12 protein-coding genes are annotated in these 22,626 nt (G+C 40.3%); all 12 read right to left on the bottom strand.

Annotation, left to right across the window (positions count from 1 at the left end; translation table 11 throughout):
• Nucleotides 1-4: 4 nt before the first annotated feature.
• Entirely contained in the window at nt 5-715 is a 711-nt protein-coding gene (locus DYR29_RS01890) for an L-ribulose-5-phosphate 4-epimerase (RefSeq protein WP_213279009.1), read from the bottom strand.
• 27 nt (nt 716-742) lie between these two features.
• Entirely contained in the window at nt 743-2,443 is a 1,701-nt protein-coding gene (locus tag DYR29_RS01885; RefSeq protein ID WP_213279008.1) for a ribulokinase, read from the bottom strand.
• A 128-nt stretch (nt 2,444-2,571) separates the two neighbouring features.
• Nucleotides 2,572-4,560, bottom strand: coding sequence for an alpha-L-arabinofuranosidase C-terminal domain-containing protein (locus tag DYR29_RS01880; protein ID WP_213279007.1), 1,989 nt, complete (start codon nt 4,558-4,560; stop codon nt 2,572-2,574).
• 53 nt (nt 4,561-4,613) lie between these two features.
• Nucleotides 4,614-7,247: a beta-glucosidase gene (locus DYR29_RS01875; protein ID WP_213279006.1), complete on the bottom strand. Its 2,634-nt coding sequence runs from the start codon at nt 7,245-7,247 to the stop codon at nt 4,614-4,616.
• Nucleotides 7,248-7,872: 625 nt separating this feature from the next.
• On the bottom strand, nt 7,873-10,608 hold the full coding sequence (locus DYR29_RS01870) for a T9SS type A sorting domain-containing protein (protein WP_213279005.1): 2,736 nt from the start codon (nt 10,606-10,608) through the stop codon (nt 7,873-7,875).
• Nucleotides 10,609-10,875: 267 nt separating this feature from the next.
• Complete coding sequence (locus DYR29_RS01865; RefSeq protein ID WP_213279004.1) at nt 10,876-13,398, bottom strand: glycosyl hydrolase 115 family protein; 2,523 nt, start codon at nt 13,396-13,398, stop codon at nt 10,876-10,878.
• A gap of 17 nt (nt 13,399-13,415) precedes the next feature.
• Nucleotides 13,416-14,636: an SGNH/GDSL hydrolase family protein gene (locus tag DYR29_RS01860; RefSeq protein ID WP_213279002.1), complete on the bottom strand. Its 1,221-nt coding sequence runs from the start codon at nt 14,634-14,636 to the stop codon at nt 13,416-13,418.
• A gap of 20 nt (nt 14,637-14,656) precedes the next feature.
• Complete coding sequence (locus DYR29_RS01855; protein WP_213279001.1) at nt 14,657-16,600, bottom strand: glycoside hydrolase family 97 protein; 1,944 nt, start codon at nt 16,598-16,600, stop codon at nt 14,657-14,659.
• Nucleotides 16,597-17,979 (bottom strand): glycoside hydrolase family 43 protein, encoded by a 1,383-nt coding sequence (locus DYR29_RS01850; protein WP_249413589.1) that lies wholly within the window; start codon nt 17,977-17,979, stop codon nt 16,597-16,599. The genes DYR29_RS01855 and DYR29_RS01850 overlap by 4 nt, the downstream gene beginning before the upstream one ends.
• A 32-nt stretch (nt 17,980-18,011) precedes the next feature.
• Entirely contained in the window at nt 18,012-18,884 is an 873-nt protein-coding gene (locus DYR29_RS01845; protein ID WP_213279000.1) for an alpha/beta hydrolase, read from the bottom strand.
• 105 nt (nt 18,885-18,989) lie between these two features.
• Nucleotides 18,990-20,597, bottom strand: coding sequence for a glycoside hydrolase family 43 protein (locus DYR29_RS01840; RefSeq protein WP_213278999.1), 1,608 nt, complete (start codon nt 20,595-20,597; stop codon nt 18,990-18,992).
• A gap of 145 nt (nt 20,598-20,742) precedes the next feature.
• Nucleotides 20,743-22,461, bottom strand: a complete 1,719-nt coding sequence (locus DYR29_RS01835; RefSeq protein WP_213278997.1) for a glycoside hydrolase family 43 protein — start codon at nt 22,459-22,461, stop codon at nt 20,743-20,745.
• Between the last annotated feature and the right edge of the window lie 165 nt (nt 22,462-22,626).

The raw sequence follows: 22,626 nt of genomic DNA, 5'->3' as shown, positions 1-22,626 counted from the left end.
GTGTTTAGTGTTTAAATTCCTGTCCGTAATAAGCATTCTTGCCGTGTTTACGTTCATAGTGTTTTTTGATGAGCGAATCTTTCAGGCGCTCTGCATCAGGATTGATCTGTCTGGTGAGATAAGCCATTTCGGCAATGGTTTCCAGCACTTTACTGTTGTAGACTGCTTTCTCAGCATTTTTTCCCCAGGTAAACGGACCGTGATTGCCGATCAGAACCATTTCTACCTCTTCCGGAGAGAGCTGTTTTTCTTTAAAGCATTCCAGAATCTGTATTCCTGTATTGTATTCGTAGTTTCCTTCAATCAGTTCATCCCGCATAGGTGGAGCGCAGGGAATATCTGTCGTAAGATAGTCTGCATGGGTGGTTCCGAAAACAGGAATATCCATTTGTGCCTGTGCCCAGGCCACGGAATAGATCGCATGAGTGTGAGAAATCCCACCGATGTTTTCCCAGTTTTTGTACAGGTAAGCGTGGGTTTTGGTATCGGAAGAAGGTCTGAGCCTGCCTTCAATGACATTGGCATCAAAGTCTAAAATCACCATATCTTCCGGTTTTAAAATATCATAAGGGACACCGCTTGGTTTAATCGCAAAAATCCCCTTGTCGCGATCCACAGCGCTTACATTCCCAAAGGTATAGACCACCAGCTTCAGGGCATCCAGCTGCATATTCGCTTCATAACATTCTCTTTGGAGTTCTTTATAAGTATTCATTTTGAGTATCATTCAAAAGGTTAATATTCAGGAGCTCTGAAGTTCTTTTCTGTTGTTTTTCAGCTTGGTATTGTATTCTACAAAATCAGCGAGCTTCTGGTATTGCTGCATTAATTCTCTGTAGTGCTGTACTTCTTCGGCTTTCGGTTCGTATTCTGCTTCAAATCCGGAACCCATTTTCATGCTTGCTTCCTGTACAGTCGGATAAATTCCTGCTGATACGGCCGCATAAACAGCAGCCCCCAGCGCAGGAGTCTGGTCCGAAGCGGCAACAACAATCGGCATATCCAGAACATTAGCGAGTGTCTGCATGATAAACGGCGATTTCCTTGCTACTCCTCCGATTCCGATCACTTTATTGATTTTCACACCTTCTTCTTCAAAACGGTCAACGATCTTTTTAGCTCCGAAACAAATGGCATTCACCAAAGCTTTGAAAATATGGGGAGCTTCTGTTCCCAGAGAAAGCTGACTGATGGCTGCTTTAAGTTCCTGATCTGCATCCGGTGTTCTCCTTCCGTTTACCCAGTCCAAGGCAATCGGAACGGTATCTGAAAGAGGAATTTTTTCTGCTTCAAGGGTTAATTTTCTGATAAGTCCTGCCTCCATTTCTTCAGCAAGCTTTGTCTTCTGCTCATCTGAAATACTTTCGGAATGCACCATAACCTGGTGAACCGGCCACATCAGGATATCTTTATACCATGCCAGCACATCTCCAAAGGCAGACTGCCCTGCTTCAAGCCCTATCAATCCGGGAATTACGGAGCCGTCAACCTGTCCACAGATTCCTTTTACCGTTTTTTCTCCGATAGCTTCCTGTGAGGCTACCATAATATCACAGGTAGAAGTTCCCATGATCCTGATCAGTGTATTTTCTTCCACTCTGGCTCCTACAGCTCCTGAGTGGGCATCAAAGGTTCCCACGGTAATGATGGTTTTGGTGGTAAGACCGGTTTTTGCAGCCCATTCTTCATTCAGGTAACCGGCAATTTCATCTGAAGTATAGGTTTCCCGGTATAATCTTGATCTGAGCGCTCCCAGAGAAGGATCAAGCCTGTTGAGGAATTCTTCGGAAGGCAGGCCGTCCCATGACTCATGCCACATAGCTTTGTGGCCAGCTGCACAACGGCTTCTTTTAAAGGTAGCCAGGTCTTTATGATCTGATAAAAGGAAAGTCAGATAATCACAGTGTTCCATCCAGCTATAAGCCGCATTTTTTACTTCTGCATCTGCTCTGCTGATGTGCAGTATTTTAGCCCAGAACCATTCTGAAGAATAAATACCGCCTTCATATTTTGTATAATCTTCACCACCCCATGTTCTTGCCAGGGTATTGATTTCTTCGGCTTCACGAATGGCGGTGTGGTCTTTCCATAAAACCATCATAGCATTGGGATTTTCTTCAAATCCCGGAACCAGTGCCAGGGCTGTTCCATCATTGGTTACAGGAAGCGGCGACGATCCTGTAGTATCAATACAAATACTGACGATTTGTTCTGCCGGTATTCCGCTTTCTTGTACTACTTCTGAAATAGTCTTTTCCAGACCTTCAATATGATCTGAAGGATGCTGTCTGAAACTATTGGCTGAGGGATTACAGAATTTACCTTCCTTCCATCTCTGGTAGTAGCTGACTGAAGAAGTTATTTCGGAACCGTTTTCAGTATCAATAAGGACGGCCCGTACGGAATCTGTACCATAGTCCAGCCCGATGACATATTTTTTCATGGTGGTGAAACGTTTTTGATTGTTGAGATTTTAAATTCTCCTGATGAGATAAAAACAAATATAAGATTCTATTTTCAATAAATGTAAAAAACACACTTATTTTTCATAAACATATGTTTTACAGCTACTTAAATTGTTTTCAACTTTAAAACCACTAAAGAATTGGTGGGAATTTTCGTTGAAATTTCCCCATTTTTGACTTCAGAAATCTCTTCTTTAGGTTTTATGGGTTCAGCATCGAAACTATTTTCAGTAGAAAGCTGTGCTGCAGACAGAAGGATTTTGGTTATTTTTTTACCCATTTTCAGAGTTCCGGCTTTGATATTTACTGTTTTAGCCTGAGTATCAGCATTGACGATTTTAATAATGATCTCATGAGTTTTCGCGTCTTTTACTGCTGTAGCGTATAATTTTTCCTGGCCGGATACTGCTTTTCCGTTGCTTTCTATTTTCAGTACATCCGTTCCTTTATTATTGGAGAATAATTTCTGAACATAATAATTCGGGGTTGCATAAGATTTCAGATTATTGAACCAGATGAGATCGGGTGTCCACTGCCAGCTATCAGCATGGGCAAAAAGCGGTGCATAGGAAGTCATATACACAACATCTGCATTTCTTTCAAGACCGGTCATAAAAGCGGCTTCCGAAAGGGCGGTCAGCCAGTTATTTTTATTATCAGGTTTTACCACGCCTACAGACTGGGCTGCATATTCCCCGGCAAAAACTTTTGGCCCGGAGCGGTCATATTTATCGTATCTGCCTGCATTTTGCACGAACCATTCGGGAGAATTGTAATAATGTTCATCTACAATCTGCGCATTAAGCTGCTTCAACTCTTTCCATCCATACTCGAAGAATTCGCCGTCAGGTGACGGTCCGCTTCCGGAGATGATCTTAACGTCAGGATATTTTGCATGAATGGATTTTTCAAATACTTTATAGCGTTCAATATAATCCGCTCCCCACTGTTCATTTCCCACTCCGATAATTTTTAAATTAAAAGGCTTTGGATGTCCCATTTCAGCACGGATTTTACCCCATTTTGTGCCAGAACCTCCGTTGGCAAATTCAATCAGGTCCAGGGCATCCTGAACGTAGGGATCAAGGTCTTCCATTTTCACCAGTTCTGCGGTGTTGAACTGGCATGCCATTCCACAACTCAGAATAGGAACCGGTTCTGCACCCAGATCTTCGGAAAGCTGGAAATATTCATAAAATCCCAATCCGAAAGACTGCCCGTAATCCGGTGTAAGCCTGTGCGGAAATCCTGTACTCCATTTATTGATGAGGTATTCACGGTCTGCCACATTTCCTATTGTTTTTTTCCACTGATATCGCTCTGCCAACGTTCTTCCTTCAACAATACAGCCTCCAGGAAATCTCAAAAATCCGGGTTGCAAATCATACAGTTTCTGAACAAGATCTTTTCGTAAGCCTCCTTTTCTGCCTTTCCAGGTATCTTGCGGGAAGAGGGAAATCATATCCATGTTTACAATACCGTTTCCGGTAAATGTGATCCGCAGTTTTGCTTTTTCTACGGTTTGTGGTGATTTAAAAACGGCTATGTATTTCCGCCACCCCTTTCCTTTGATGAGTGTGGAAACTGAAGAAATCTCCTTCCCGTTTTCATCAACAAGACTGGCATTTACTGCAGCAATATTTCCTGAAACATTCTCCAGATCAAAACTAAAATCATAATTTTCATCCTGATGAAGGCCTATTCCTCTGAATCCTTCATTTTCGAGAATATAATTTTTATCATTGAGAACGGTAATCCTCGCGTAATTCTTATTGGTTTTGGCAGGATCGGAATAAATGGTCAGAAACCCGGAATCCAGATTAGGAGAGAGTGTTTTTGTGTTGGGCTGTTTCCATCCTGTAAAAGGTTCATCAAATTCAAAGCTTCGGTTTTTAATCAGCTCAGCATACAATCCGCCATCTGCTGCAAAATTGATGTCTTCAAAGAAAATCCCGTACATGGTGGGCTGTATTTTAACAGGAGCAGAGGTTTCTTTCAGATCCAGGTTAAAGGTACGGACCATATTATTCTGAGCCGAAAAAAAAGCGGCACTGAGGGAAATTGTGATGGAAAATATTTTATTTTTGGTTGTCATAGATCGTATATTTTGAAAACTAAAGCAAATCTCAATTTGTCCTGAATCAATTTTTATTTTACTTTTAGCGGAATACTTTTTAACCCCGCATCATAAGAAGTTCCGCCATAAAAAATGGTATAATCGCCGGGTTTTGAAATCAGATCATCTGCTTTTTCATCATAGAAGGCAAATGAATCTTTGGAAAGGTTGAGCTGAATATTTTTTGTTTCTTTTGATTTGATCAAAGTCCTTTCAAAAGCCCTTAACGTTTTTACCGGTGCCTGGGCATCATTATTTCTTTTAATATAGACCTGAACCACTTCTTCGCCATCTCTTTCTGAAAAATTGGTCACCGGAATTGTGATCATTACATTTTCGTTAGTACTGATTGTATTTTTGGCCAGCTTTGAATCTCCGTAAACAAATTTTGAATAGCTCAGGCCGTGCCCGAACGGATAAAGAGGTTTTTCCGTCATGTAACGGTACGTTCTCCCCTGCATATCATAATTTTCAAATCCTTCATGCTTGCTTGTCTTTGAAAGAGCGCTATCCAGCTGTTCAAGATTTTTGTAAAAGGTAATAGGTAATTTTCCCGAAGGATTATAATCCCCTGCCAAAACATCTGCTACAGCCGTTCCTCCGGATTGCCCGCCATACCAGGCATTTAGTAAAGCATCATAATTTTTTTCATCCTGCTCCAATCCCAGAGCACTTCCGGTACAAAGAACAAACACAACAGGTTTTCCTGTTTTTCTCAGCTCCGCCAACAGGTCCCGCTGAACTTTAGGAAGGGCAATGGAAGTTTTGTCACCCCCTCTGAAGCCTTCTGCATTCACCATCATCTCTTCACCTTCCAGACTTGGAGAAAGTCCGCCTGCAAAGACAATGACGTCTGCACTTTTCGCCTTTTCTCTCACCGAAGCAAAATTAGCAGGGTCTTTTCTGTAGACTTCAAAGGTTATGCTTACATATTTTCCTTTTTGTGTATGACGCAGCTCTATCTGGTATTCTTTTCCTTTTTCCATTTTTACAGGAAACTCCGAAGGATGTCTTGCATCCGGTCCTTTTCTTGTGGCGATTTCTTTTCCGTCCACAAAAAGTGTATAGATATCAGAAGTGGAAGCAGAAAATACGACATCTCCTGTATAGGTGCTTTTGAAAATTCCTGAAATAATGGCTGAGGTATTTTCTCTTCCTACATTGGGCGCAAGCTGGGTTCCTCCAAAGCTGTTGTAGCTGATGGCGGTGGAATTTACGGAAGTATTTGCCGGCTGCCCTTTGAATTCATTGTTATTGAAGAACTCTACTTTCATTCCTTTCGCGCCGTTTTTCTGACTGATGAAATTCTGATAGAGTGACGTTCTGGACGAAGGATCTGTTACTTCACTTCCTTTTTCGTAGATGATTTCAGCATTTGGAAATTTGGTTTTGATTCCGTCTAAAATCGTTACAATGGAAGAAGGAGTTCCATTATAGTTTCCTAACTGCATCAATCCGTCATCAGCATTCGGGCCTACAACGGCAATTTTTTTAATACTTCTGCTGAGAGGCAGAACATTCTTTTCGTTTTTCATCAGCACAATTGATTTTTGTGCCATTTTCAATGCCTGTTTTTTATGTTCTTCAGAATCTACTACAGAATAAGGAATGGTATTCCAGTGAACGGAAGATTTCGGATCAAGCATTCCCAGCTCAAACCACCCTTTCAGGATTCTGCGCATCGATGCATCGATATCTTTTTCGGTAATCAATCCGCTTGCAAGAGATTTATTCAGATTATTATAGGTATCTCCGCATTCCAGATCTGTAGAATGTTTCAAGGCATCTGCTGCGGTTGTTTTTTCGTCAGGATGAGTGCCATGGTATTTTTTCTGAAAGAAATCGGCCAGTGCCCAACAGTCTGAGACCACCATTCCGTCATACTTCCATTTTCCACGGAGAATTTCAGTAAGTAAAGTATTGTTTGCACAACATGGCTGCCCGTCAAAAGCATTGTAGGCACACATTACTTCTCTTACATTCCCTTCCTGAACCAATGCTTTGAAAGCGGGAAGGTACGTCTCATACAGATCTCTTTTTGATATTTCTGCGTTATAAGAGTGGCGGTTCCATTCCGGTCCGCTGTGTACCGCAAAATGTTTGGCACAGGCGTGGGTTTTAAAAAATTTCGGGTCGTTTCCCTGCAGGCCTTTTACTGCAGCAACGCCCAGAACAGAGGTAAGATAGGGGTCTTCACCATAGGTTTCCTGGCCTCTTCCCCATCTTGGGTCACGAAAAATATTGATATTGGGTGTCCAAAAGGTCAGTCCTTCGTACCGCCCTGTTTTTAGAGCTTCATCAAAAGACCTGTTGTATTTTGCACGTGCTTCATCGGAAATCATTTCAAAAGTTTTAAAATGCTCTGCAGCATCCCATGTGGCCGCCATCCCGATTGCCTGAGGAAAAACAGTGGCTGTACCTGCTCTTGCCACACCGTGAAGTGCTTCATTCCACCATCCATAGGCTGGAATTTCCAGACGCGGAACTGCCTGGGAATTATCCATCATCATACCTATCTTTTCTTCTGTTGTTAATAAGGAAAGAAGGTTTTCTATTCTTTCATTAACCGGAAGCTCCGGGTTTCTGAATGGGTATTTATAATGACTCTGGGCAAAAAATAAAGGTGCTGCCAGTGTTGCACATAGGATTAATACAATTCTTTTCATAGGTAGTATGGGTTTCAATAAAGTCCGGAAAAAGGCTGTTGATTTTGTGATTAACAATTCTCAGCCCACTGATTTCACAGATTTTCACGGATGACTGCGAATATTTCTTTATAACAATTAGGGATCAGTAAAGTCCTAAAAACTTTTGTGGATTCTGTAATTAATGATTTTCTAACCACTGATTTCACGGATTTTTACAGATGACTGCGAATATTTCTTTATAACAATTAGGGATCAGTAAAGTCCTAAAAACTTTTGTGGATTTTCTAATTAATGATTTTCTAACCACAGATTTCACGGATTTTCACAGATGACTGCGAATATTTCTTTATAACAATTAGGGATCAGTAAAGTCCTAAAAAAGGCTGTGAATTTTCTGATAATAATTTTCAAACCACTCATTTCACATATCTTCACGGATAATTATGTTTTCATTCTTATTTTATACAAATTGCCTGTATCATTGAGCATAAATGCACTGAAAAACAAATATAATGTTCTATTTTAAATAAATGTAAATAACACACTTAAATTAATGGTAAATCCTACTTACTTTTGGTTTTCATCTATCAAATTGTGGAAATAAGCCACCATAAGCAATGTTTATGATGGCTTTGGAATCAGTTTACTCTTTGATAAATTTTTGTTTTACTATTGTATTGTTTTTTTGAGTAACCTCAATAAAGTAAATACCAGCCGGGAAATCTCCCACATTGATATGGTTTTTCCCTGAATTTATTTTCAATTCGGATCTGATGATACTTCCTTTTGCATCAAAAATGGCTGCAGCAGCTTCTGAAAGATCAGAATCAATGAAAAGATCTGCTTTTGCCGGATTAGGATATATTTTCACTTCTTGTTTTTTGGATTCAGCAAGAATATTTCTGGCGTCTAATGATCCGAAATTTAAAGGAAGAACATTGGCAGAATAGGCATTTTCTTCTGTAAGATATGCTTTAAAAGACCTTATTGCAGGCTCACTTCCGGCAGTTACTTTATAGAAGCCTGTTACTCCGTTTTCTGTTTTCAGCACATAAGCATTGGCCGGAACTTTAATGTTCTGATAAACTCCATTCATCTGGTTAACAGTAATTGCTTTGGGAGTAGAGACGTTTCCTGTACCGTTGAAAGTAATATTTCCTGTCGCATTGATGATTACAGGTGTATTTGCAGGAATGATTCCGTTTGAAATTGCAGTACAGTTGATATTATTTGCATCCGGTGACATCATATAAGCAGTAACCCCGGACGGTATATTAGCCTGGAATGGCAGGATCAACACGTCGTAACCATTAAATGTACGACTGTAAGAAGCTGTATTGGCTGTAAAGTTAAACGGCACCTGAAAATCCATACCCTGACCGGAAAGGACAAGATTTGAACAAGCTGTCCCTGAAATCACATTATTGGCAGATGAACTTACGTTTGAATTCACATAATAAATGCTGTTAGTGTTAGCACTCATAGGCTGCCAGTTATTGGAGGAAGTAACGCCTGCTGCATTTCTGAAATCTACAGAAGTGTAGTAGCCGTTTTCCAGGGCATCCATCAGATAGCTGTCGCTTGCGGAATAAGTTCCGCCGAATTTAGAAGCAATTTCATTTCCTACGTTGAAATAAACATCTCCCAGATTAATCGTAAGCACAGAGCTGTAATTGGAGTTTCTCAGTCCTAAAATCCCTTTGCATCCGTCTGTAAGCACCTGTCTTGAAATATCTAATGTAATATCAAAATTTCCTCCCTGCGGAAAATTAATTTTACCGTAATTATATGATTTCGTTGCCCCCTGACTGTTGATATAGTATAAAGTTGTATTGTCCGAATAGCTTTGTCCTGCTGTTGTATAGCTGTTTACATGCAGAATCAGTTTATTATATCGGTCATTAAGCTGAAGATATCCGTTAGCCGCAGTCATATTATTACTGATAAGAGGACTTGGATTGGAGAACGTCACCGTTGTATTGCTGATATTGAATCCTGTCCCAAAAGCTGTACTGGTAGCCGTTTGCGTTTCGATTTTATTATAATGAATATCACCGCCTGTCATCAGAGAAGCAGGTCTGTCACCACTTTTATTGAAAACAAAAGTCATAACACTAGAAGGGCTGATATCAGCCGTTGGCCGGAACGTTGCTGTACTCAAAGAAATAGGTGTACTTACCATATTGGATTGTGTGTTGGTCAATATCTTTGTTCCCGAAGTAGTATAAAAAGGCAGATCAACCTTCAGGCTATACGTATTCTGAGAAGGATTGATGACCATAAGAACCACCTGATTGCCGTCCTGGGAAATATAGGAAGAGCCTTGTAAAACTCCGGTTTTGTCATCCCATTTGGCTTCTATTCTCGTTTTTCCTGTTGTGTATTTGGCATAATTTGAAAGAATATAGCCTCTTTTGGTCATTACTCCTGCAGGAGTTCCGTAAGTTCCGTCACCCATTAAGCCATAATAACGTTTGGCAGAGTAATGGATCCATGCATTGACATTACCCAATAATGCATTGTTGACACTGCCGGCGAAAGTAAAAGCATCCGTATTCCAGCTGAAATCTCGGGCCGGCTGGGTAGATGAAGAGTTCCAGTTGATCAGATATTCTGTCTGCCAGATTTCTTTGTTGTAATTCTGGAATTGTTTGTAGGTGGACTGCATAAGCCCATATTGATGCCCTCCATACACTTCAAAATTAGCCATTGCCGAAGGGTCCAGCAAAGCACTGGCAAAATTATCCGTAAATCCCACACTTTCCGGGGCAATCACTTTACAATTGATAAGCTGTCCGTAATTTTTGATAAAATTGGTAATTTGTGCAGGAGTCCAGATGCATCCCTGATACTGGGCCATCTCATCCGGCTCATTTTGAATGGAGATATAATCAAGATCAACTCCGTTGTTCTGAAGATAGGTAACAAAACTGTTAAGATAAAGTGCATAATCCTGATAATTTTCCGGCTTTAAATATCCAATCTGCTGTACACCATTGGTATCGGTATAGACAGCATTTACATGGTTATTGGTTTTCCAGGCTGCGGGCATTGTCCACGGCGAAGCAAAAATGGTAAGCCCCATAGATTTGGCAAGCTGTGCTGTAGCCAGTACGGAACTCCAGTTACTGCTATTTTCAGGGATATACAATCTCATAATATTATATCCACCTTCACTGGAAGCTCCCCAAAGCGTCTGAATTTCTGAGGTTGACATATGGTTATACGCAAACTGAGGACTGCAGACAAATCCCCCGAACCCTTTTATTTTCTGATAAGCTGTATTCTTATCAATTTTTACAGTGGTAAGCTGTCCATGCGCCAGACAACTGAAAAACAATATAGAATGAATGCTGACAAGATTTAAAAGTTTTTTCATAATGGTTTAGTTTTAAATATTCGTGATTTTGATTGCAAATAATTAGAGTAAGGGCAATAGATTCCCCATCAAGACAGTTTATTTTCAAAAACCGTCAGGAAATACCCTGAAATAGATCAGGCAGCGATCTGTTAAATAAAGCTGTTTACAAAATCATCCGCTGCTTTTTCTCTTCATTCTCTGTCAGGGAACTGTATTTCAGATTGGAATGTGAATTAAGATTAGTGTTTCATAATTAAAGTGTTGTTTGTGATGAGTATTGGTCACTCAGTGAAGCATTTCGCTTTCCGGAGCGCCCAGGTAAGAGGGTTTTAAACCTCCGGTGTTGATCAGGAGTTTCTCCAGGACAATTCCGGGTTCCAGCACTCTGAATCGTAAAGTATGTTTTCCTGCTTGCTGAATCGAATGTTTTGTAACGGATTTAATGATATGTTCGGACTGCCATCTTCCCAACTCTCCTTTGTAATGACCATTGAAGTTGACAATTTGCGGAGTTTCGTTATCAAAAGAAATCTCATAACGCAATCCTTTATTATGATTAAAATTTAAAGTCGGAGCTAATAATAATTGGACTTCAAACTCGCCTTTTGATTCAAAATTGATATCATATTCAAGCCAGATATTTTCATCAGTTTTTGGATAAGCATTCTGTGGAAAGGTTGTCACGCCGGATTTTGTTTTCCCAAAATCAGGAATCACTTCCCAATGGATTCTGTCTGAACTGTTCATTCTTGCAAAATTTTCTGCTTCAATGGAAACATAGCCGTTTTTCTCCTGAAATATTTTTTCTTTCGAAGCATTATCATCATATACATAGGTAACTTCAGGCATTATGTTTTCTTTTCCATCTGCCCATGTTTTGTATCCTATTCTCATCTGATCCATCATATGCTGCCACTTCCCGCCGGCAATCTCATTATTGTATTTATAATCCAGATAAGCATTTCTCTCAAAACACTCTTTTACCTTATCAGCGTAATAATTTGCTTTTAAGTCATATTGAGCTGCTAATTTCCTGTTTTTTGCTACCGCATAGTACATTTCATACAAATTGCTGCATGCATCGATAGGATATAAAACCAACTGATAATAAGCATCCTGGTATTCGGCAGGAATCTGCTCTTTTAAACGTAAAGCTTCTACAGCCAATGCTCTGTAATCATTTAAAACCGTTTCAAATTCATGGTAATTTTCAAGGCTGTACGTTTTGCTGTCAAGGGTTTCAGGGGTAACTCTTCTGTTGTATTTGGCATACAGATTAATCATCCTCGCAATTTCTTTTGCATGTTTTTCTCCAAACTGCTGTGCAGCCCATTTTTCAGTATATTCCAAAAGATTTTTAGCATTAAACTGTTTTGGATTCCAGGCCATTTCCAGAAAAAAACTGATCGGAAATTCCATGGGTTTTAAATCTCCCACATTCACTACCCAAAGCTTATCTACTTTATGTTCATAAGAAAGATTCATCTGTTCCCAAACTCTTTGGATAGGGCTTATGTTGATCCATTTGGAATTTCTCGGTCCGCCTACATAGTCGAAATGATAATAGATTCCATAGCCTCCTTTATGCAAAGGTTTTGAAAGGTCTGGAAGCTTTCTTACATTTCCCCAGTTATCATCACAGAACAGCAGGATCACATCATCCGGAACCCGCATTCCTTTATCATAATAGTCCTGAACTTCTTTATACAATGCCCAGACCTGAGGTGTTTTCTCAGCTTTTTTTCTGGTAACATCTGCAATGATTTTACGCTGATCTTTTACAATTTTCTCGAGCAGGGAAATATTGGTTCCCTCTCCCATCGCTTCGTCACCGTCACCCCGCATTCCCACTGTAACAAGCTTTTCCCAGTTTTTGCTTCTTTCCATTCCGGATCTCCAGAATTTTTGCAGCACTTCTGCATTTTTAGCGTAGTCCCAGACATTCGGGAGGTTATTTTTTTTGATATACCTGTGCCAGTCGGTTTGTGCCAAAGCCATAGGCTCATGGTGAGAAGTTCCCATGACAATACCCATTTCATTTGCTAAAGGGCCGCTCAAAGGGTCATCGTCATAAAACGCTTTTCCCCACATTGCCGGCCAGATATAGTTTCCTTTAAGACGTAGAATCAGTTCAAAAACTTTTTCGTAGAACTTACTGTTTACTCCACCAAAAGTTGCTCTTGCCCAGCCTCCGAGTGAAGGCTCTTCATCATTAAGGAAAATACCACGATACTCTACAGCAGGCTCACCATCGGTATAAATTCCTTTTTTAAAGTATACATTATCTTTTTTCTCAACCGGAACATCTGCCCAGTAATACCAGGGCGAAACACCTATCTGCTGGGACATTTCATAGATTCCGTAAATGGTTCCTCTTTTATCGCTTCCTGCAATCACGATAGCCTCAGAAACGCCCGAAAAAGGATTACTGACATTCTGAATGATATATTTTTCTCTTTTCCCTGCCAATGCTTTTCCATCCAGCTTTTTTTGCCTGATTAAACCATCAATGGTCTTGCTTTTACCTGCTTCACCAATAATGATAATCATTCCGTTCACACCGGAATTTTGGGAAATAAGATGAGGCTGAACACCTGTTACTTTTTGAAAATCGGATTGAAGATTTGCAACGGCACGCAGAATTCCTTTATCCGAATCGCTGTCTGAAAACAGTGTCAAACCTGAATTGTTATCTTTCAATACCACCGAATTTTCTGTCCTGGCAAAAGAAATAAAAGGTTCGGCTGCTTTTACAAAAAATATAAACAACAACGTAAGAAACAACGAAATGTTTTTTGTAAAATTCATACTATATATTTTTGATTTTAATTTTTAAATAAGTTCAGATCAACAAATTCTCCCATTCTCCTGTAGCCGGCTTCATTGGGGTGAAGAAAATCATGATCATGCATATCATTTAAGATGACCTCCGGGTTTTCACTCTGCATGTGTTTGGCAAAATCGATGACAGCATCAAACTTCCCGCTGTTTCTGATCCAGTCATTTACTTTTCTCCATGCTTCGATACGGAAAGGTTTTTCGTAGAACGACTTTCCGAAAGGAAGAATCGTTGCTCCGTACACTTTGATTCCGTTAGTATGTGCCTTATCGATCATCACCTGGTAAGCGGCAATCAGTTCTTCTGTTCTTTTGAAGGCGTCATCAGGATCTCTTGTTCCTCCCAGATCATTCACTCCTTCCAGAATGATCAGCCATTTTACACCCTGCTGATTGAGGATGTTATAATCGAAACGATCTAATGCTGTAGGACCCAAACCGCCACGCACCACACAATTCCCCCCGATCCCGAAATTAAGCACACTTATATTCCTGGTAGAAGGATTTGCCAGTAACCGCTGCGAAAAAATATCCGGCCAGCGATTCTGTCTGTTGGTTCCTGATCCTCTTCCGTCGGTAATGGAATTTCCCATGATTGCAACAGCATATGAGGGTTCATCAGTCTTTACATCGATGTTAAAAAGCGAATACCAGTGATCTGTCTTTACTGGATTTTTAAATACCGCAGCATTGGTCTGCTCACCTTTAACAATGAAAGAAGTTGTTCTTGAAGCTGGATGTCCGGTGACAGATTGGGTTACTTTTGTATAAGAAATTGTAATGGCCAGCAACGAATTAGGTTTCAGATTAAAGTTCACCTCATCAGAATAAATATCGGATCCGGGAGCAATTTTAAAATTGTTTTTCTTCTCAAACGTTAATGATCTGATGGTGGCGGCATCCACATTGCTGCTATCGGACGGCACGGCAATCGAAACGGCTTTTACCGCCAAGCTGTCCATGGAGTATTTGTTGGAAAAACGTAACCGCAATTTTTTTCCACCCACAGATATACGCACAATCTGACGCAGGGTATTCCCCGAAAGTCCCGGTTCCGGCGCAAGGTTTTTAGGTTCTACCAATTGGGGGGCTGTTGCCCAGGTAGTGAGCCATTGGCCTTTGGATGACTGTTTTTCCAGACTTCGTGAGGAAGAGCAGGAAACCAAAAATCCCGAGATGATAAAGATATATAAGCTTTTGAAGCGCATTTTTTCTGTTTTTCGTTTTATCAATCTTTAATTCTTATTACAAATCCTCCGTTCGGCTGAATTTCAATCGTAAAATCACCTTTTGCATTCACTTTAACCTCTTTTTCTGAGGAATTTCCCTGAGCATCATCATTAATCAACCTGACTGTTTTCCCGGCAAACATCTGAAGTTTTATTTTCAGTTTCCGGGATTGTTTCTCAGCATTTACACCAGCCACATACCATTGATCCGCATGTCTTCTCGCCACCACGGCATATTTCCCGGGATAACCATCTATAAAAACGGTTTCATCCCAAAGTGTCGGGATTTCTTTCATAAAATCCAGCTGAAACTTCGGAGCATCGGTCAGGTTATTCGGCATGATACCAAACATCTGAACGGGATTCTGAAACAGGACTGCTGTAGCCAGCTGAAAGCTATCCGTGGTATGTCTTTTATTTTTGTCTCTGTTGGACTCGGTTAAATATGTATTGAGAAAAGTTCCTCCGAATTCCATACTTCCCACCGTATTTCTGATAAAAGGATGAAGCGTGGCAAAAAAAGCTTCCTGCCTGCGTACCTCTTCTGAGAAATAGAGCATTTCTGAGGCAAGAACGGCTTCGCTTCCTGCATAATTCGGGTACATCACTTCCCAGCCTCTAGGTACCGTGGCTCCGTGAAAAATAATGGTTAATCCAAAATCATTGGCATCTGACAGAATATCTTCGTAAAGACGCATGGTTTCCTGTTTGTCTCCTCCGAAGAAATCCACTTTTAGCCCTTTTACACCGACATCTTTCAGCCACTTCATTTCCTTTTTACGTTCAACGGATGAGCTCATTTTGTTTCTCGGTCCCATCGGTGCGTCATTGGCTGCTCCGTTGGAGTTGTACCAAAGCAATACCCCTACATTTTTTGATTTTGCATATTGAATAAGCTCTCTCATACGGTCTTTACCTATATTTTTATCCCAAAGCGCATCCATAAGAATAAACTGATATTTCAGAGCAGCAGCAAGGTCTATGAATTTCACCTGATCATCATAGTTCATGCTTTTGTCCTGCCACAGAATCCAGCTCCACGTAGATTTTCCAAACTGATACTCCTGTGAAGGCTCATACATCGGATCTACGACATCAAAAGGAATGGTAGTTTCTACGATGGGTTTCAAAGAACTGCCCACTGTAATTGTTCTCCAAGGCGTTTTTCCAGGAAGTGAAACGGCTGCTCCTGTACTTCCGAAACCATTGTTTTCAGCAATGTTCGGATAGGCTACTTTGTAAAGGCTTCTTTCTGCTGTGTTTTCAAGGTGTGAAGCACAATATGTACTGTTTACTCCTGTTTCGGAAAGCAATATCCAGCCTTCATTTCCAATATGGAAAAGACCGGGGAAAACGTAGCCGTAATCAGACGGTGTTCCCAGCTCTGCATCGGCTTTATAGCCACTTTCATAGCTTGGTGCGGTGCGTGCAAAACCTGTCATAGGCTTCATCATAGGTGAAAGAAAAGTAGTGGTCTGTGAAGGGAATCTGTACCCTGTAATTTCTGACTGTACCACAACACTCAGCCGCTCTTTCATCGGTAGAATATTGTAGCGGAAAGCAATATTGTTATTGCTCACCTGAAATTCAATGCCTATCTGATGCTGGTCTGCATTACTGAAGTTAACCAATAAAGTATTGGCCTTATAATCAATCTCAGATTTTTTGATTTTTTCGTTCGTATATTTCTTAGAAACAATATCCTTTTTGCTGTCCACAAATTTCAGATCCTTTGAAAAATCGGACTCATTGGTTACCAGGCCCAGCGGGGATTTTTCAAGCATTGCTTTTCCCTGAAGGATAACATTATACGATGCTTTTCCCTCTTCTGAAAAAACCTGAAGCTTCAGGTGTCCGTCCGGACTTGAAATTTCTGCTACTTGCGCAAAGCTTTTGCTGATCAGAAACAGGCTGAATACGATATATAAAACTTTTTTTCTCATAACTCATTATTTTCAAGAAAGGTCCAGTAGTCGAAATACATAATATCTGTTGAGGCTTTTCCATTGAATACAAAATACAGATCATGAACACCAGTAATTTTTTCAGTAAGCTGAACTTTTACGGTTTCCCAGCGGTCATCCCCGCCCGTCAGCGGAACCTTTACCATTGCAGCAACCGGGCCGTTCACAGCATCCAGATGAATGGTCATTGTGACGTCACTGTTATGGGTCGTTCCTACTCTTGCAGAGAAGGCAGCAGCTCCTTTTTTCCGGAAATCTACATTCTTTACACTGGTATATGCTCCATTTTTCTTTGCTTTGATGAAAACACCAGCCTCTTTATTCTGATAGGATTTTACATTTTCCGACCAGGCAATCATTTCTGCCTGATTGAATGAATAAGGATTAACTGTCGCGATAGCTTTTGTAATTCCGTTGGTCATTTTAAATGGTGAGATGGAACCGTCTTTATTGAATGTAAGCTCTTCCAGACTTACCGATCTTGTAAAACCGCTTCCGCCTGGCAATGCCCCATTGTGATAAAAGAAATACGTTTTCCCCCGGAAATCAATAACACCGGGATGATTGGTGAATGATTTCCCTTCAGTAGGCATTACAATTCCTCCATATTTCCATGGTCCCTGTGCTGTTTTACCTGTAGAATATCCTATGAATTCAGGAAGCGGACCACCCGGCCAGAAAAGATAATACAGGTTTTTCCTTTTGTACAGCCACGGGCCTTCCTCGTATTTTGTGGGTCTTTCCGGGTTAGGTTTCCCGTCTCTTTTGCCAAATGATTCTTCCGTCATCGGAACTTCTACAATATTTCCGGAATAGGAGATCATATCTTCGTTCAGCTTTACGTATTTAAGCTTGGGATTTCCCCAGTACATGTGTGCCTGTCCGTCATCATCCACAAAAACTGTGGGATCAATATCCCCCCATTCGCTCTGAACGAGAGGTTTTCCCAGCGGATCATGAAAAGGCCCAAACGGACTGTCACCAACAGCAACCCCTATAGCGCCTTTGTTATTGGTTTTGGACCACATCGGAACATAGATAAAAAACTTTCCGTTTCTTTCTACACATTGTGCGGCCCAGGCATCGCGTTTTGCCCACTCAAAGTCTTTATACGAGAGTATTTTGCCGTGATCTGTCCAGTTCACCATATCATTGGTGGAATATACTTTCCAGTCGTTCATGGTAAACCAGGTAGAATCGTCTTCATCGTGAGTGGTATACACATACAGCCTGTCATTGTACACCATTGGCGCTGGATCTGCAGTATAATTGGTCTGAATAATTGGGTTTTGGGCAGTTCCCATTGAAAATAAACCTATCAGCGCAATGAAACTTATATGGATTGTACGGATATTCATAGAAATTTGGATTTAAAACTTTGATCCTGTATTTATTGTGACTTCAGAATACGATTAACTTCTTCCTGATTGACAGGTTTGAAAAGCAACTGTGAGAACAGATACAGATCATTTTTCCAGACTTTGAAATCGTGACCACCCGGTTCTACATAAAAAATATGGGGAATTTTATTGTCTGTAAGATAGTCACTCGTTCTTTTACTGAAAGGCATCAGTCTGTCCTGATCTCCGCACGAAATCCAGAGAAGCTTTAATTCTTTAGCTTTGGATGGATCCGGAAGAAGAAGTTGAGGTTCTTTGGTATTTGGAGCTGCGGAAAAGGCTCCCACCCATGCAAACTTATCGATATTTCCCAGTCCGAAATTCAGGGTTTGTCCGCCTCCCATGGAAAGTCCGGCAATAGCTCTGTCAGTTCTGTTTTTTTTAACCGGATATTTTTTTTCTACAAAAGGAATCAGATCATTCAGCAGGTCTTTTTCAAAGGTTGCAAAAGCTTCCACCTTATCCTTTGCCATGATGTCTCCGGTAGCCCTGTCGTCCTTCATCGCCCGTCCGTTGGGAAGTACAACGATCATGGGAGAAAGTTTTCCTTTAGCATACAGATTATCTAAAATAATTTGCGGAGTTCCATTTTTAAACCACTCTTTTTCATCTCCGCCAATACCGTGTAGCAGATATAAAATAGGATATTGAGTGCCTTTTTTATATCCGGGAGGCGTATATACCAAAGCTTTACGTGTAGTTCCAACCGTTGCCGAAGAATACTGTATTGTATCTATTTTTCCGTGTGGAATTTCCTTTTTTTCTATATCGAAATCCTGGGGTACTTTTTTCTCAAAAGCCTGTGCAGAAATTAAAACTCCTGACAGCATGAAACCTAATGCTAATACAACTGATTTATTCATGATTTTTTTATTTGTAGTTTTAACACTTATTATTTCAGATAAAAAAATAATAGTGTATTATTTTATTTTTTATTTACGATAGGTTTTTTCCTTTACATCCGATTGTTATTTTCCAGCTTCATTAACTCTGAAAAAATCTACATCTACAAATCCTCCCGTATTTTTAGTAGCATAATTAAAAAACGCGAATTTTGATCCCATAAAAAATCTCCGGTAATCAAAGATCATTTTATAGTCTTTTGCCATTTCAGTCCAGTTCTTCTGATCCGTACTGTAATAAAAGTCTGCAAGATCTTTCCCGAAGCTAAAATCGGCATCAATACGTAGAAAAACCTTATCCGAATTGAGAGAAATCCGTTTTTTCTCTTCTTTTTTAACTCCTGTAATCGCTTTGGTTTTACTATCCAGGCTTACTTCATTGGTTGAAAAAACAATGAATTTTTCTTTACCTTCCTTTACTATTGACAAAATCCCGGAATCCCCATTGAAAGCACTGAAGCCTGCAACATCTCCATCTTTCATTCCTTTAAGATCTATGGCCAAAACTGCTGAAGAGACCGGACCTTCCATTCTCTGGGTCAAAGTATTGGGTGCAGCGTACAGATTGTCTACGACTCTGCTGGTTTTCAGCCTCAGAAAGCCTTTTCTTTCGGATAAAGACCATGCTTCATTTACAGGATTATGATTCCATTGCCATTGAATTTTCATTTTTTTATCAGAGAATTCATCGCTTTCCACGAGATGATTTTTGGCTTTGAATGGCTGAAGAGGAACTTCTCCTTTCAAAGGAACTTTTCCGTTATCTCCCAGTATCGGCCAGTCGTTTTCCCATTGTACGGGAAGCAGCAGCGGAACACGTCCTACTCCATTTCTGTCCTGGAAAATAAGGGAATACCAGTTTCCATTTTTATCATCAATCAAAGCGCCCTGCCCTGCGTAGGAAAATCCTAAAAAATTGTCTTCCAGCACTACTTTTTTCTCATAAGGACCTGTCACTTTATCTGCTCTATAGACGACCTGACGGCGTTTTCCGTTTTTGGGCCAGGATATCATCATCATATAATATTTACCGTTTCTTTTGATCATCTGGTTGCCTTCCAGAAGTCCGGTTTCCGAAGCATCTTTCTGAAATACTTCAGTTCCATCCGGATTTCCGATCACCTCTTTAAAATCGGGGCTCAATTCAAAAACTTTGTTGGAGGTGAAAACATATATTCTGTCATCATCATCAAAAAACAATGAAGCATCGTGAAAATGCCGTGTTCTTATGATCAGTTTCCATTTTCCTTTTTCGGGATGATCAGTCACATAGAAATAAGATTTGAAAGGTTCATCATTTGGAGAGAATAAAACGTAATATTTGCCTTTATGATAGCGGATTGAGGAAGCCCATTGACCTCTGCCGTAAACGGTTCCGTTCAATAAATCATATTTCGGGTTGTCATTCAAAGTATCAAAAACATATCCTGACATTTCCCAATGAACCAGATCCCTGGAATGCATCACCGGAGCTCCCGGCATCAGATGCATGGTTGTACTGATCAGGTAAAAATCGTTTCCGTTTCTGGTAATGGATAAATCCGGTGCATCTGCCCATATGATTGGGTTTGTAAATGTCGTACTTTGTTTTCCGGAAGGATTTACCTGGGCTGAAAGAAGATTCAGCCCGATAAACCCCAATAAAGAAACTATATAAGATTTTTTGATTTTCAAAATGTACTGTGATATTTGGTTTTACGCTTAGTTTTTCAATTTTAAAATACTTAATTGCTGTCACTAAGTATTTTTTCTCTACTGTCAGTAAAAGACGAGATTCTTCATTTCACTTCGTTCCATTCAGAATGACAGATCTTTCATACTATTGTGGCACAATATCATTGGAAGAGGTACTGTACAGACCAATAAGGCTTCCTGTAAAACCTCCTGCAACGTCCGTAGAAAGTATATCTCCTGAAACCGGTCCGCCAAGGTTTTTATAGCTCTTGCCATCCAGCGAATAATTAAAACTATGTTCATCTTTATCGGCTACCACCTGCAATTTAACCGGTTTGGATAATGAAATCTTTTCGCTGGCGATCAGCTTTGATTGTCCTTTTTCAGTTCTTTCCAATACGATGTAGAAATCTTTATCTTTTTTTGTGATTCCGAAAACATAATTGAATGTTTCACTTTGATAACAGGTAATTCCTGCCAGCTCTTTTTCTGATTTAGGCTTAAAATCCAGGGTTACAGAAGTTTCAAAAGATTCATGCTGCAATCTGTGGAACAGTGCCGAAACCGGAGCCAACGCTTTGATATTGGTGGCAAAAGGGTTTACTTTCACCCCGTTTTTTGTAACCGTAATAAAGCTTTCACGAGGTCCGCGCATGGCAATCCATCGGTAATCAAGATTTTTATCTGTCAGCTTATCAGTATAGGTAAAGTTTCCGTTGGGTAGAAATCCGTTTTGTCCGTTTTGATTCTGAACTCCAGCTGGTAATTTCAGTTTTGGTTTCATTGGAACCAGTCCATTTTGGAAAACCGGGTATTTTCCGCTCCAGTCAACCGGAAGGATAAATGTTTCACGGCCTTTGTTGACTCTGTTTTTCTCATTCGGGCGTATTGCCAGAAATACTCCGTAATACTGGCCATCCAGCGTTTCTACCAGATCTGCATGACCGGCCCAGTCTACTTTTTCTTTTCTATCTTTCGGGAAATAGCGCTGTGTCAGAATCGGGTTGTTTCCAGCCGGAACGTAAGGTCCTTTCGGAGAATCGGACATAAAAATAACTTCACTGTGATTACCGCCGGTTCCTCCTTCTGCACACATCAGATAGTATTTACCGTTCTTTTTATAAATATGAGGACCTTCAATCCAGATGGGCTTTTGGGAAAGATCCACACCGCCGTTTACAATAATCTTATCCGAACCCGCAACTACCTGGTCTTTTTCAAGATCATAGTCCCACATCTTAATCACACGGTGGCCATTGTACTGTTCCGTACCTTGTGGCGGAGCATCGTTGTGAATAATATATGCTTTCCCGTCATCATCAAAGAAAATAGAAGGATCAATACCTTCAAAATTCAGTTTTTGAACTTCGCTCCATCCTTTTGCAGGATCTTTTGTTTTTACGACCATATTTCCGATACCACCTGCAAACTGGGTAGTGATCATATAAAAAGTATCGTTGTGCTTATTGTATTTGATATCCGGTGCATAAATTCCATGGGAAACGCCTGATTTTTCAACCTTAAGCTGTGAAGGCCTGTCTAAAACGTGTCCCACTTGTTTCCAATTCACAAGATCTTTAGAAGTAAAAATCGGGACTCCCGGAAACATTGAAAATGAAGAGTTTACGAGATAGTAATCTTCGCCTTTTCTGGTAATGCTGGGATCCGGGTAACAGCCCTGTAAAATCGGGGAATAAAACTCGTCCGGTTTAAGAGGGTTGTCATTATATATTTTATCGTTTCCATGGTAAGTAAAGTCTGAGAAAGTCTGGGCAGAAATAGAAGTCACTGATAGCAAAGCTGCTGCTGCAAGGATATTCGTTTTATTCCTGAAGAAAGCTAAATTCATTATATTCTGTTTCATTGTTATTCTTTTTTTATAGTTTTTAAAATGTATTTTTTTGAATGGGTGTTATTTTTTTTAACGCCGAGTTCGCAAGTTTTTTAACTACTTCCTTGCTAAAGTTCGCAAAGGCGTTACACTCAGCAAATGGCATTCATATTTATCATTATAATCGTTTACTGATCG

The sequence above is a fragment of the Chryseobacterium indologenes genome, assembly GCF_018362995.1.
In the GTDB taxonomy this organism is placed as follows: domain Bacteria; phylum Bacteroidota; class Bacteroidia; order Flavobacteriales; family Weeksellaceae; genus Chryseobacterium; species Chryseobacterium indologenes_G.
The sequence above is the reverse complement of the archived record's forward strand: the minus strand, read 5'-3'. Positions and strand labels throughout refer to the sequence as shown.